Origin of the sequence: Phenylobacterium sp. RIFCSPHIGHO2_01_FULL_69_31 (assembly GCF_001824475.1) — a bacterium.
Taxonomy (GTDB): domain Bacteria; phylum Pseudomonadota; class Alphaproteobacteria; order Caulobacterales; family Caulobacteraceae; genus Phenylobacterium.
This window is the reverse complement of the sequence record NZ_MHXN01000028.1, coordinates 198,158-210,878: the sequence shown is the minus strand read 5'-3', so window position 1 is coordinate 210,878 and position 12,721 is coordinate 198,158. Positions and strand designations below refer to the sequence as shown.

General features: G+C 70.6%; 11 protein-coding genes and 1 pseudogene. 5 read left to right on the top strand and 7 right to left on the bottom strand.

The window, feature by feature from the left end; translation table 11 throughout:
- Positions 1-264, top strand: a pseudogene (locus tag A2790_RS15210) (phosphoesterase); the annotation flags it as partial.
- Positions 265-274: 10 nt separating this feature from the next.
- Here the strand turns inward: A2790_RS15210 and A2790_RS15205 are convergent.
- Entirely contained in the window at positions 275-868 is a 594-nt protein-coding gene (locus A2790_RS15205; protein ID WP_293393291.1) for a GNAT family N-acetyltransferase, read from the bottom strand.
- A gap of 329 nt (positions 869-1,197) precedes the next feature.
- On the opposite strand from A2790_RS15205, the gene A2790_RS15200 reads away from it, so the two are divergent.
- Positions 1,198-1,845: a lysozyme inhibitor LprI family protein gene (locus tag A2790_RS15200; protein WP_293393289.1), complete on the top strand. Its 648-nt coding sequence runs from the start codon at positions 1,198-1,200 to the stop codon at positions 1,843-1,845.
- A gap of 4 nt (positions 1,846-1,849) precedes the next feature.
- Here the strand turns inward: A2790_RS15200 and A2790_RS15195 are convergent, their stop codons facing one another.
- From A2790_RS15195 to A2790_RS15175, 5 genes are all read right to left on the bottom strand, one after another.
- Complete coding sequence (locus A2790_RS15195; RefSeq protein ID WP_293393287.1) at positions 1,850-3,073, bottom strand: cupin domain-containing protein; 1,224 nt, start codon at positions 3,071-3,073, stop codon at positions 1,850-1,852.
- A 122-nt stretch (positions 3,074-3,195) separates the two neighbouring features.
- Positions 3,196-3,663: a DUF3429 domain-containing protein gene (locus A2790_RS15190; protein ID WP_293393285.1), complete on the bottom strand. Its 468-nt coding sequence runs from the start codon at positions 3,661-3,663 to the stop codon at positions 3,196-3,198.
- A 6-nt stretch (positions 3,664-3,669) separates the two neighbouring features.
- On the bottom strand, positions 3,670-4,491 hold the full coding sequence (locus A2790_RS15185; RefSeq protein ID WP_293393283.1) for a TIGR02186 family protein: 822 nt from the start codon (positions 4,489-4,491) through the stop codon (positions 3,670-3,672).
- Positions 4,491-5,411, bottom strand: a complete 921-nt coding sequence (locus A2790_RS15180) for a sulfite exporter TauE/SafE family protein (protein ID WP_293393281.1) — start codon at positions 5,409-5,411, stop codon at positions 4,491-4,493. Before A2790_RS15180 ends, A2790_RS15185 begins: the two co-directional genes overlap by 1 nt.
- Before the next feature lie 31 nt (positions 5,412-5,442).
- Complete coding sequence (locus tag A2790_RS15175; RefSeq protein WP_293393279.1) at positions 5,443-8,046, bottom strand: hypothetical protein; 2,604 nt, start codon at positions 8,044-8,046, stop codon at positions 5,443-5,445.
- A 133-nt stretch (positions 8,047-8,179) separates the two neighbouring features.
- Here A2790_RS15175 and A2790_RS15170 point away from each other — a divergent pair, with 133 nt between their 5' ends.
- On the top strand, positions 8,180-8,380 hold the full coding sequence (locus A2790_RS15170; protein ID WP_293393277.1) for a hypothetical protein: 201 nt from the start codon (positions 8,180-8,182) through the stop codon (positions 8,378-8,380).
- On the opposite strand, the gene A2790_RS15165 is transcribed toward A2790_RS15170, so the two are convergent.
- Positions 8,377-10,020, bottom strand: coding sequence for a phosphatidylglycerol lysyltransferase domain-containing protein (locus A2790_RS15165; RefSeq protein WP_293393275.1), 1,644 nt, complete (start codon positions 10,018-10,020; stop codon positions 8,377-8,379). The genes A2790_RS15170 and A2790_RS15165 overlap by 4 nt on opposite strands.
- Positions 10,021-10,163: 143 nt before the next feature.
- On the opposite strand from A2790_RS15165, the gene A2790_RS15160 reads away from it, so the two are divergent.
- Positions 10,164-11,381 carry an acyl-CoA dehydrogenase family protein gene (locus tag A2790_RS15160; protein ID WP_293393273.1) on the top strand — a complete coding sequence of 406 codons (1,218 nt, stop codon included), beginning with the start codon at positions 10,164-10,166 and terminating at the stop codon, positions 11,379-11,381.
- 41 nt (positions 11,382-11,422) lie between these two features.
- Positions 11,423-12,631, top strand: a complete 1,209-nt coding sequence (locus A2790_RS15155; RefSeq protein WP_293393271.1) for an acyl-CoA dehydrogenase family protein — start codon at positions 11,423-11,425, stop codon at positions 12,629-12,631.
- Positions 12,632-12,721 lie beyond the last annotated feature (90 nt).

Sequence of the window (12,721 nt, the reverse complement as noted above, 5' to 3'; positions counted from 1 at the left end):
CCACAAGCGGGCGCGCAGCCCGGCGAGGTAGCCGGCCACCTGCACCCCGCGGCCAAGGTGCGCGCGCCGCGCGGCACGGTGCGGCGGCGCTGTTTCGTGACCGACGGCGAGCGGGTGGTCCTCCCGGCCTTCGGGGCGTATGCGGGCGGGCTCAACGTGCGCGACGCCGCGTTCGCCGGCCTGTTCGTGCGCCCGCCGCTGGCCGGCGCGCTCGGCGCGACCCGCGTGCGCGCCGTGGGCTGGCGGCAGCTGGCGGGGGACTGACCGGGCGCGCTCAGCCGCCAATCATCGGGAAGTGCGGGGCGCTGTCTCGGGGCGACTTCCCCAGGTGGCGGGGGTCGTCGGTGATCTCGACCCTGCGCCGGAATGGGACGAAGCCCGAGCGCATGTAGAAGGCGACCGCGCCCTGGTGGTCGAGGGTGCAGGTATGGACCCAGAGCCGGCGGATCGGCCGGGACCAGGCCAGTTCCAGCGCCTGCGCCATGAGCCAGCGGCCGGCGCCGGTCCCGACGAGGCCGGGCGAAACCCCGAAAAAGGCCAGCTCGCATTCGCCTTCTTCGCGGAAGTCGAGCTCCAGGATGCCGACGCCGCCGGGCGCCTCCAGCCGATAGACTTCCACCCCGGGGTCGCGGACAATGGCCAGCAGCTCGGCCTCGCTCAGCGCCAGGCGCATGAACCAGAGCCAGTCCCGACCGACCGCGCGGTAGAGGTCCAGGTACTCCGCTGCGGTGATGGCGTCCAACCGCACCAGACGGTAGTCCCCACCCGCAGGCGCCTGGCGTTCCGGCGGACGCGCGAACATCTGGAGCGACGTCTCGACCGTGACGATCTTGGTTGGATCCACGTCGTGGTAGCCATCGGAAAGCATCTTCGGCGTCGCTCCGCGGACTGGGGCCTTTGCGTGCGTGGCAGTACGCCGCCCCGCCGCCGCACTCAATCGGGCGAGGCAACCTGGACGGCCATCCGGCGATTGAGCATCCGAGGGACCTGAGACGCGAGCTGACCATGGCGCCTGACGATCGGAAGGACGGCGAGCCGGACCAACCTCTGCTGGGGTTTCAAACCTATGCCGACGGGACATCGCGTGCATCTGCCGATGCGCGCACGCGGTTCGCGCCCGATGAACCGGATGACGACTGGTACGATGACCCGGCGCCGTTCGCACCGGCGGACCCTTCGCGAAGGAGACGCGCCGGGATGGTCGCCATGGGGAGCGCCGCGGTGCTCGCGGCCTTCGCCGGCGGCTATCTGGTGGCGCGAACCGATCCCCCGGTGTCCGCGGAGGCCGGTTCGGGCACGTCGGAGGCGGCGGCGATGGCCGCGGCGCGCCCGATGAACGTCCAGGTGGCCGAGGTCGCCCCCTTGCCCGTCCCGTCGGTCGGCGGCGAGAAGCTTGAGGTGCTCCCGCGCGACACGGGCGCAGCCACACCCGGCCCGGTCCGCGCGCCGGCGCCGAAGCGCGCCGCGCCTGCGCTCGCGCCGGATGCAACCCCTCCAGCGAAGGCTGAGGCCCCTCCAGGCCAGGACGCCGTGGCCACCGCACCGCCGCCCTCCGAGCCATCACCGGCCGTCCGGCGACGGAGCTACGATTGCGCCGACCAGCCATCGGCGGCCCGCGCCATGGTTTGCAGGGACGCCGGACTGGCGCGCATGGACCAGCGGATGAAGCAGGCCTACGCGGCGGCGTTGGCGGCTGGCGTCCCGGAGGAGGAGCTTGCGGCCGAGCAGGAGGACTGGCTGTCCATACGGGAAGAGGCCGCCCGCTATTCCCGGCGCTCGGTGGCTAACATCTATCGCCAGCGGATCGACGAGCTGGAATCGATGAGCGAGCGCAGCTGGCAGTGATGTCTCACGCGCTGACCGGCGCGCTGGCGAACAGGTCGGCGACGCTGGCAGTCGGCGAGGCGACCTCCAGGAAGCCCACTTCGAGGAAACGCGCGACCAGGGCGAGCCGGACCTCATCGCCGATCGGCCCGGGCAGGTCCCGGACCCGGAACCGCGGCGTGTCGGCGATGTAGACCACGGCCTCTTGTGCGCCGCGGTGGATGTAGAGGTGGCCGCCCGGATAGGCCACGTCGATGGTGTCGGCGCTGGCCCCGATCTGGGTGAACGCCCCTTCCGCGTGACGCAGGACGCTGTCGAGGCTAACCGCCGGCGTCATCGTCGGGCGCTTGAGCGGGACCAGGTCAGCCACCGCCCGCGACGCTCGGCGCTGCAGCGCCGCGGCCACGAATCCGGGCGATCGTGCGGCGTTGAACAGATGGCCGACCGCCTCGGCCACGGCGGGCGCCAGCGCCTCGAGGTCCGCGTTCTCCAGCTGTCCGGCCAGGGTGGCCCGCAGGGGACGGTTGAGGTCGGACAGGTGATCGAGGGCCGCGATCACCGCCTCGCGCAGGGTCAGGGGCGTGAAGCCGATGGCGAGGTGGACGGACTCGGTGTCGGAATCGACGGTGTGGAACGTGCCCCGCGGCAGGTACATCAGATCGCCCGGAGCCAGATCCAGCACCTGGTGCGCGCCGAGGTCCGGCGGATTGCCGGAAACGCCCCGCCAGGTGTTGAACAGCTCGGACGGCCGGGTGGCGACGTACCAGCGCTTGGTCCCCTCGAGCTGGACAACGATCAGGTCGTGGTCGTCATAGTGGACCGGCGCGCGCATGCCCCCGCGGCTCCAGAACGCCGACGCCGTGACCGGCCCCTGGATCAGCAACTCCAGCGCGCGCGCCAAGGCGTCGAGCTCGGGCGACAGGGGGCGCAAGTCAGGGAAGCGGATCGAGTAGTTGCGGGCGTGGAACGCGTCGATGCGCTCGCGGAAATCGCGGGCGTCGCGTACGCCGGACAGGTCGGGCGGCGGCCCCGAGGCGTTGGCCGAGTGATATGTCAGCTCCGAAGCCAGATGGACCGCGCCCGCGAGGACCGCCCTGGGATCGGCGCCCAATAGCGCCGGCCGGCCCCCTGAACGGCCGTCATGGCGCGACACCCGGAAGCCGCCCGAAAGACCGGGTCCCAGGAACTCGTCCACAGCGAGCGGCGACAGGAATTGCCCCAGGCGCGCCTGGGCCTCCGCCAAGTCCATTCGAAAGCACCCCCGTGACGCGACGCTGCAGCGTCGCGATGCCGGCGAAATCACATGCGTCGGCGAGCGCTGTCATCCCAAGTGCGACGAACGGTCGACCCGGCGTGGCGAAAGCGTATCGCTTAGCCGTTCATCGCCTTTTCCAGCGCCAGGGCCAGCGAAACGCAGGCGCTGCCGGTGACGGCGGTGGAGAGGATCGGGTAGCGTGACGGGGTATCCGGCGTCTGGTGGTCGAACAGCCACTGGATCAGGAACGCTGTCAGGAAACCGCCTAGGATCCAGCTGTCCGGCGCCCTGCCCCGGGCGAGCAGGACGACCACCGCGGCGACGGCGCAGAGGAACGAGAAGGCTTGGCGCGCGATGCGCGGGCTGGGCTCGCGGGTCTCCAGGCCCCAGCGCACGCCGCCGAGGAACGCCAGGGTGATCGCGGACCAGGCGATGAGCAGGGTCAGGGACGACGACGCCCATTGCGCGGCGCCATATGCGAACAGCAGGGCGGCGACGGGAAACGGCGCCAGCGCGATCAGCGCGATGCCCCAAAGCGCGACGGGAATGGACTCCGCCCTGGCGGCGGGTCGCACGTCATCCATGAGCAATCAGTCTCTCCGGAATGCCGCCGAGGCCGCCCAACCGGCCGCCAGCGCGAAGGCCATGGCCGCCAGACCGTATGACCATGGCCTGTCATGGGCCCACACGTAAAGAGCCCGCTCGATGCCCACCTTCTCGACGGTGAGCGTCCGGACGCGGCTGGCGACGGGCTTGCCGTTCTGGAACAGCAGGATTTCAGCGCGGTAGACGCCTGTCGGCGCGCCGGTGGGCAGGGCGATCTCGGCCCGGAAAAGACCACGGTCGACGAAGCGCACGCCGCGCCCATCCTCGTGGTAGAGCCCTGATTTCTCCCTCAGCCGGACGACCGCACGGCGCCAGTCGTAGTAGTCGGGACCCAGGCTGGAGACGACCACGTCGCGCACGCCATAGCGGGTCTCGATGTGCTGCTCCGCCGGCGCGTTGATCGGCAGGTGGTCGACGCCCGCGCCGAGCCGGCGCAGCGTGCCGAAGGTGGCGATGTCACCGAGCGGGCGGTTCGACGCGGCGCGGTAGAAGCCGGGCGCGCCGCGGAACACCACGGGGCGGCTGTTGAGCCAGAGCCCGGCGACCTTCTGCTTGCGGGTTAGGCGGACGGGCTGCTCGGGTCCGCGGACCAGCACCACGACGTCCGACGGGCGGGCGGCGGCGTCGAAAACAGCGCCGTAGAGCACGATCCGCGCGCCGCGGAAGTCGGATTTCACCTGCACCGTGGTGTCGGTGAGCGCCGCCGAGATCACCGGCGCGCCCTGGGCGGCGGGCGCGGGCGGCAGGGGCGGCGTCGGCACGACGGCGACCGTGGCGGCGGCGGCCAGGGCGGCGAGCGCGGCCATCAGCCCATCCCCGACATCAGGACGAACGGCTCGTCCGGCGTAAGGAACAGGCCCAGGCCCATCCGCAGGCCCACCAGCAGCACGATCAGGGCCAGGATCGCCCGCAGCTCCTCTGCCCGGAAACGCGACGAGGCGCGGGCGCCGAACTGGGCTCCGACAATGCCGCCGACAAGCAGCAGGGTGGCCAGCACGATGTCGACCGTCTGGTTCCGGCCGGCCTGCAGCACGCCGGTGAGCGCGGTGGTGATGATGATCTGGAGCAGGCTGGTGCCCACCACCATCCCGGCCGGCATGCGCAGGATGTAGACCATCGCCGGCACCAGGATGAAGCCGCCGCCCACGCCCATGATGGCCGACAGCACCCCGACGAAGGCGCCGAGGACCAGCGGCGGGATCACGCTGATGTAGAGGCGGGAGCGCGGGAAGCGCATCTTGAGCGGCAGGCCGTAGAGCCAGACCGGGCGGCGGTCGCGGCGCGGCGGCGGGGGCTCGTTCCGGCGACGGCGCAGGATCGCGCCCAGGCTCTCCATCAGCATCAGGCCGCCGATCACCCCCAGGAACAGGAGATAGGACAGCGACACCACGAGGTCCGCCTGCCCTAGCAACCTGAGCCAGCGGAACAGCTCGACGCCCGCGAAGGCGCCCACGATGCCGCCCGCGGCCAGCACCGCCCCCATGCGCAGGTCAACCGCCCGTCGGCGGCTGTAGGCGATGACGCTGGACATGGATGAAGCGGCGACGTGATTGGCCATCGACGACACGGCCACGGGCGCGGGGATGCCCAGGAAGACCAGCATGGGCGTCATGAGGAAGCCGCCGCCGATGCCGAACATGCCTGAGATGAAGCCCACGGCCGCGCCCAGGAGCACGATCAGCGGGGCGTTCACGGACACCTCGGCGATGGGCAGGTAAATGTCCACGACCGGGCCTACTTCCGCCCCGGCCCTATCGTCAACGCTGGTCGAGGTGTAGCGGCGGGCCGCCGGCCTGATCGCGGCGATATTCGGCGAGCGCGCGGTCGTAGGCGACGCTGGCGCGGCCATCCAGCGGACCGTCATAGTAGCCCAGGCGCGTCAGGACGAGCTGGGTCTGGCGAACGTTCATGCTGTGAGGCGCAAGCGCCGCCGTCTCCGTGGACCTGACCGGCTTGAGTTGCGGCTTGGGCCCCATCTCGGAGAGCGCCTTGCGGGCCTGCTCGTCGCCCTTGGCGGCGGCACGCTCGAACCAGGCGCGGGCGCGGACCAGGTCCTTCGGCAGGCCCGAGCCGGATTGGTAGAGAAGGCCGAGGTTGTACTGGCTCTCCACCACGCCAGCCGCCGCGGCCTTGCCGAACCACTGGGCGGCGCTGGTCAGGTCCTGGGGCCCGCCCTCGCCGCGGAAGAGATAGACACCCAGGTTGTGCATCGCTTTCACGTCGCCGTTCTCGGCGGCCGAGGTGGTGAGCCGCCGCGCCTCGGCCGGGTTCTGCGGCAGGCCGGCGTCACCCTCGTCATAGAGCTGGGCGAGATAGAGCTGGGCCTGGGCGTGGTTCGCCTCGGCCAGTGACTTGAGGGTGTCGAGCGCTCCGGGAACGCCCGCTTCCACGTCGGCGCGCACCTTTTCGAAGGCGGGTTGAGGAGTGGGCGCGGTCGCGAAGCCGGCGGGGCCCAGCGCCATCGAGGCGCGGGCGGGCGAGCCGTCGGGGGTCAGGGCGACGGGATCGGGCGCCGGGGTCGGCTCCTTCGGCGCCTGCATCAGGGTGAGGCCGGCCGCCCCCACGCTCATGAACGCCGCCCCGCCGGCGACCAGCAAGGCGGTCTGCAACGCCGAGTGCCGCGGCGCGCCCTTGGCCTTCTGGGTGTTGAACCCCTGGAACAGCCGGCCGGAGGCGGCGGCCTTCATCTTGGCGCGCACCTTAGCGGGGCCGGCGGCCTTGGCCTCCTGGGCGGCCCGGGCGGTGGCTCGGGCCTGCTCGATCACCTGGCGGGTCGAGAGCTCCCGGATGGGATCGATCGGTTCGGCCGACTGGAAGAGGTCGTCGTCGTCCTCGTCGTCCAGCGGCTGGAAGGTCTCGGGGATCCGCGGCTCGGGGATTTCCAGGTCGAGGCGCCGCCACGGCGGCGCGACAGTCTCGGCGCGGGTGTCGGCCGCAGTCTCGGCCACCGCGGCGATCTCGTCGGCGGTTTCCGCCCGCGAGTAGAGCTCCGGACCGAACACCGCGGCGGCGGGCTCCGGCTCGGCAACCGTCTCGAGGGAGAGCGCGGCCTCCGGCTCCGGCTCCGGCGGCGCCCCCAGGATGCGCATGGCCTCCGCGAGCGGATCGAGTTCGTCGAGGCCGGCAGCCGCCAGCTCAAGGGGATCGGCCTCGCACTCAGCGGCCGCTTTGGCGGCCGCCTCCGCCGCGTCCTCGACAGTCGGCTGCGGGAGGAAGAACGCCTCCGGCTCCGGGACGTAGGCCGCAACCGGCTCCGCGGCCGGGGCGGCGGCAAGCGGCGGCGCGGCGATGCGCTCGCGGATGGCGGCCAGCTCCGCGCCGAAGCGCTCGAAGGCCTCCGCCTGCGCGTGCTCGCCGCGGGCCAGGCGCTGCTCGACCGCGCCGGCGATGCGGGCGATCTCGGAACCCACCTGGTCGATGGCTTCGGCGCCGCGCTGGTCCACCTCGATCAGCTTCTTGCCCACGGCCTCGGCCATGGACAGCACCTGCCGGCCGATATCCTCGACCGCCTGGGCCGAACGGCGCTCGGCGGCGCGGACCTGTTCGGCGAGCTCGGCGAAACGGTTCTCTCCGCCGGCCGCGGCGATCTTCTCCGCCACTTCGGCGCGGACCGCCTCGACCCGATGCGTCAGGACCTGGGCCAGGGCCTCGAACTTGAGTTCGGCCTGATCGCTCTCGGCGCCTTCGACGGCGCCCATCCGGCGGTCCAGGGTGGCCAGCGCGCCCTGCAGGCCCTCGAGCGCCGACGCGGTGCGGCCTTCGGCCGTGGCCAGCCGGTCGCCCAGTCGCTGAAGCACGGTGTCGACCACCACCTCCGGCTCGATCCGGCTGAGCCGGGATTCGATGAGCCTTAGCGCCTCGATGGAGCGAGGCCCGCCGCCCGCTTCGCTTTCCAGCCGGCGCAGGCGCTCGCCGAAATAGCTCTGCTCGGCCGAGGCCTCCGCAAGCAGACCCTCCAGCCGCGTGGCCGCCGCGTGCTGTTCCCGCTCGGTGGTTTCGATGCGGGCCAGGGCCTGGCGGACGGAGTGCTCGACGCCATTGATGGCGAGGCCGGTACGGGTCTCCGAGGCCTCGATCCGGTCCGTGAGCCGGTCCAGGGCGTGGGCGATGCGGGCCATGTCCGGCGGCGGGGCCGGCGGTGGCGCGGGCGGCGAGATCGCGCGCAGACGCGGAGCCTGGGCGCGGAACGGACGGTCGCCAAACTGCGCCTCGGCCGTCACCTCGTCCGGGACATCGTCCTCAAGGATTACCCGGTTCAGCCACTCGCCCAGCGTCATGCCGGAACGACGGGCAAGGTCCTTCGCGACCTCGCGGGCCTTCGGGTCGATCCCCTTGACGCTCCAGGGCGCCCCCGCGCTCATCCGAATCGCTTCTCCGCCTAGCCTGGGACGCTACCGACCGATTCCTGGGGTGTAAACGAACGCTTAACGCTACATCTGGTGTGCGCCACCCATTCCTGTGGATGGCCATCGCAGCTTCGCGTAGGGGTCCGGCATGGATCTGCGCCTGCTCGTCGCCCTGGGACTGGGCCTCGCCGCCCTGTCCGCCTTCGCCGGTTGGCGTGGCGCGCGGCCGCCGAATCCGATGAAGGGGCCACGGCTGATTCCCTGGCGGGCGATCATGGTCTTCGCCGCCGCCGGCGCGGTGATCGTCCTCGTGCAGATCGAGCAGGCGGTCGGCTTCGCGCCCCGCTAGTCCTCGGACTTCTTCGGGCGCTTCGCCAGACCGGCGACGCCGCCCGAGGACAGCAGGCCGGCGTCTGCCATGAGCAGCGGGATCGCCCACTTGCGGGGGGCGGCGACGTAGCGCGGCTGCCAGGTCGGATCGTACTTGGACTTGTAGTGGCGCACGCCCTGGAAGTTGTAGATCTCCTCGCCTCGGTCGTAGATCAGGCGGCCGACCCGCGAGAGGGCCGGAGCCAGCGGGCGGTCGTCCAGGCCCGACAGCGGCGCCATGCCGAAGTCGAAAGCGCCGTAGCCCTGGGCCCGGCCCCAGTTGATCAGCTCCACGAACAGGAAGTCCATGATCCGCGGCGGCCCCTCGGGCACGAACCGCATGAGGTCGATCGAGAAGGCGGTGCGGGAGGCCGTCGGCCAGAGGGTGGCGAACGCGATGATCCGGCCCTCCCAACGCACCAGCGCGATCGGGAATTCCTGCACATAGCGGGGCACGAACCCGCCCAGCGAGAAGCCCTTCTCCCCACCGGCATGGGTGTCGAGCCAGGCGTCGGAGATCCGCTTCAGCTCGGGCATCAGCGGCGGGATTTCGGCGGTCTCGACGATCTCGAAGACCGCTCCGTCCTTGGCCGCGCGCTGCCAGGCGCGCCGCAGGTTGCCCCGCTTGGTGCCCTCGATCGTGAAACTCTCGAGCGGGGAAATGCTGGCTTCACCCATCTTCTGGATCGCGAAGCCGAGCTCGACCACGTCGGGCAGGTCGTCGGGCTCCAGATTATAGAACCCCGGCCGCGCAGCGTGGGCGTCGGCTAGCTCGCGGAACCGCCAGAGCAGCTCCATCCGCTCGTCGCGGCGGCCGACGGTGGACCCCAGCGCGATCCAGCTGCGCCCGCGCACCCCGAACATCAGGAAGCTCTCGCCCGACGGCGAGAACAGGAAGCGCTTGTCGCCCAGCAGCGCGAGGTTCGATGGCGGCCGGGAAACCTCCGCCGTGGCCAGGATCTTGCGCACCCGTTCGAAGTCGGGATCGTCCTCGCCCACGATGGGGGGCGGGGCGGCCGAGCTGAACAGCCGCCAGATGCCGAAGGCCAGCAGAGCGAGGGCCGCGCCGGCCCAGGCCCGCAGCGAGCGGGCCGCGTCCTCATCGGCCATCACCCGCCACCAGGGCAGGTCGCCGTAATCGGCATTCTGAAACGACCATAGGCCGATCATCCCGGCGCCCGCGACGAAGCAGGCCGCCGAGACCAGCCAGCCGGGCGTCACCTGCATCCGGGTAAGCTGGGTCTTGCGCGGGAAGGCGTGGTGGAACGGCGCCAGGACCACCGCCAGGGCCAGGAGCAGGGCCGTCTCCTCCCACACGAACCCCTTTACCAAGCTCAGCGGCGCGGCGATCAGCAGGGTGGCCAGCGTCGCCCACCAGGCGCCGTCGAGTCGCGCCCGTAGCCCGAAGGCCAGCATCACCAGCACCAGGCCGATGACGCTGGAGAGGAAGTGGCTGAGCTCGATCAGGATGACCGGCTCGAACTCCATCAGGCGGATGAACCGGGTCGGCATCGACGGCCGCGCGCCCGAGGCGAGCAGCAGGACGCCCAGGCCCAACGTCAGAAGCGCCGCGGTCCAGGGGGCGGCGGCGGTCACGGCAGGATGGCGAAGGAAGCGCATCGTCTCCCTTTAAGAAGCGCGTCGCGACGATTGTATAGGCGAGCCGCGGCGCGGCTGCTCAAACGGGCGTTTTATCGCCCTTGCTCCTGCCTGCCCGGGCGCTAATCTTGGGGGCTCTGACAGACAGGTTTTGGGAGAGCGGTATGGCCGACTTCGGCGCCACGGAACTCGACGCGTTTGCGGCCGAGGTGCGCAAGGAACTGGCGGCGATGTACCCGCCCGAGCTGCGCGATCCCAAGGCCAAGACCGACTACGAAGCCGTCTGGGGCGGTCGGGCTTTTGAAGGGTCGGACGATCCGCAGATCGTCTGGATGAAGAGGATGGCGGCCAAGGGGTGGACCACGCCCACCTGGCCCAAGGAGTACGGCGGCGCGGGGCTGACGGCGGCGCAGGCGCGGGTGATCGACCGGGAGCTGGCTGCGGGCAAGTACCGCTCGCCGCTGGCCTCGTTCGGGATCTGGATGCTTGGGCCGGTCCTGTTGGAATACGCCAACGAAGCTCAGAAGAAGGAGCACCTGCCGCGGATCGTGCAGGGGCAGATCCGTTGGTGCCAGGGGTACTCCGAGCCGGGGGCCGGGTCGGACCTGGCGAGCCTGGCCACCAAGTGCGAGGACAAGGGCGACCACTGGCTCATAAATGGTTCAAAGATTTGGACAAGTTACGCCGACAAGGCGGACTGGTGCTTCTGCCTGGTACGTACCGATACGTCCAAGAAGCACGAGGGCATCAGCTTCGTCCTGATCGACATGAAGACGCCGGGGGTCGAGACCCGGCCGATCCCGCTGATCAGCGGGGAGAGCCCGTTCTGCGAGACGTTCTTCACCGACGTAAAGATTCCCAAGGAAAATCTGGTCGGTAGGGTCAACGGCGGCTGGGAGATCGCCAAGCGGCTGCTGCAGTACGAGCGCCAGAACATCTCGGCCGGCTTCGGCGAGGGCGGATCGGCGGGCGGCGCCTCGGGCGACCTGGCCACGATCGCCAAACAGTACGCGGGCGATGAGTATGAAATGTCCGACATCGAGCTGCGCAGCAAGATCACCACGAACAAGATGAACTTCCAGGCGCTGCGCCAGACCATCGCCCGGTCGGCGGCGGAATCGAAGGCGGGCAACGGCCCGTCGGCCACCACCTCGATCATCAAGTACGCCGCGGCCGAGTTCGCCAAGGAACGGTCCGAGCTGATGGTGGAGGCCCTGGGCCACCAGGGGCTGGGCTGGGAGGGCGAGGGCTTCGAGGGGCCGGAGATCCTGGCGGTCCGCGGCTGGCTGCGCACCAAGGCCAACTCCATCGAGGGCGGCACCTCGGAAGTGAACCTGAACGTGATCGCCAAGCGGGTGCTGGGCTTGCCTGACCCGAAGTAAGACGGGCCGAAATAGCCAAAACCCCAAGGGAGGATAAGGCCATGGCGGACTTCGGCGGCGAGGTGGAGACATTCCGGGCGGAAGCCCGCGCCTGGCTCGAGGAGAACTTCCCCAAGTCCCTGGCCCACGACACGGCCGCCCAGCTCGCCAAGCTGCAGGCGCGCCCTGAGACCCCGGAAGCCACGGCCTGGCGCCGGGCGCTGGGGAGCAAGGGCTGGGGCACGCCCACCTGGCCGAAGGAATACGGCGGCGGGGGCCTGTCCCGCGCCGAGGCCAAGGTGCTGGCCGAGGAGATGGCCAAGATCGGCGCCAAGAACCCCATCGGCGGCATGGGCGTGGCGTTCTTCGGCCCGACCCTGCTGGAGTACGGCAGCGAGGCGCTGAAGCGCGAGCACATGCCCGGCATCGTCATGGGCGAGGTCTGGTGGTGCCAGGGCTATTCCGAGCCGGGCGCGGGCTCGGACCTGGCGGGCCTGCAGACCCGGGCCGAGGACAAGGGCGACCACTTCCTGGTCAACGGCAGCAAGGTGTGGACAAGCGGGGCCCAGCACGCCGACCGCTGCTACTGCCTGGTGCGCACCAACACCGAGAAGAAGCACGAGGGGATCAGCTTCCTGCTGATCGACATGAAGGCGCCGGGGGTCGAGGTCAGGCCCATCCTACTGATCAACGGCACCTCGCCCTTCTGCGAGACCTTCTTCACCGACGTGAAGGTTCCGAAGGACCAGCTGTTCGGCCCGCTGAACGGCGGCTGGACGGTGGCCAAGCGGCTGATGCAGTTCGAGCGGGACTCGATCGCCGGCAGCCTGGGCGGCGGCAACATCGGCCAGACGGTGGCCATGCCCACCATCCCCGAGGCGGCCAAGGCGGGCGTGGGCGAGGACGACCAGGGCCGGATCGCCGATGCGGACCTGCGCCGGCGGATCACCGAGCACCTGATGGAGAACCGCGCCTTCCAGCTCACCATGAAGCGGGCGGCCGAGGACGCGCGGGCCTCCAACGGGCCGTCGAACACCGCGGCGATCATGAAGTACGCCGGCGCCAAGATCGCCCAGGAGCGCAACGAGCTGATGGTCGAGGCCATGGGCTATGGCGGGCTGGCCTGGGAGGGCGAGCCGTTCTCCGAACAGGAGCTGGCGGCCATGCGCACCATGCTGCGGTCCAAGGCCAACTCCATTGAGGGCGGCACCTCGGAGATCAATCTCAACATCGTCGCCAAGCGCGTCTTGGGATTGCCCGACCCGAAATAAAGTTTCGGCGGCGCCTCGAACGACATGAACCGGTAACGGCCGGCCCGCATTTCCGCCCTGCCCGACTGGCAGCAGTGCGGCGGGACGTTT

Coding starts and splice junctions, on each gene's coding strand:
- A2790_RS15205 (WP_293393291.1), bottom strand. CDS start 868: ATGCTTTCCGATGGCTACCACGACGTGGATCCAACCAAGATCGTCACG.
- A2790_RS15200 (WP_293393289.1), top strand. CDS start 1,198: ATGGTCGCCATGGGGAGCGCCGCGGTGCTCGCGGCCTTCGCCGGCGGC.
- A2790_RS15195 (WP_293393287.1), bottom strand. CDS start 3,073: ATGGACTTGGCGGAGGCCCAGGCGCGCCTGGGGCAATTCCTGTCGCCG.
- A2790_RS15190 (WP_293393285.1), bottom strand. CDS start 3,663: ATGGATGACGTGCGACCCGCCGCCAGGGCGGAGTCCATTCCCGTCGCG.
- A2790_RS15185 (WP_293393283.1), bottom strand. CDS start 4,491: ATGGCCGCGCTCGCCGCCCTGGCCGCCGCCGCCACGGTCGCCGTCGTG.
- A2790_RS15175 (WP_293393279.1), bottom strand. CDS start 8,046: ATGAGCGCGGGGGCGCCCTGGAGCGTCAAGGGGATCGACCCGAAGGCC.
- A2790_RS15170 (WP_293393277.1), top strand. CDS start 8,180: ATGGATCTGCGCCTGCTCGTCGCCCTGGGACTGGGCCTCGCCGCCCTG.
- A2790_RS15165 (WP_293393275.1), bottom strand. CDS start 10,020: ATGCGCTTCCTTCGCCATCCTGCCGTGACCGCCGCCGCCCCCTGGACC.
- A2790_RS15160 (WP_293393273.1), top strand. CDS start 10,164: ATGGCCGACTTCGGCGCCACGGAACTCGACGCGTTTGCGGCCGAGGTG.
- A2790_RS15155 (WP_293393271.1), top strand. CDS start 11,423: ATGGCGGACTTCGGCGGCGAGGTGGAGACATTCCGGGCGGAAGCCCGC.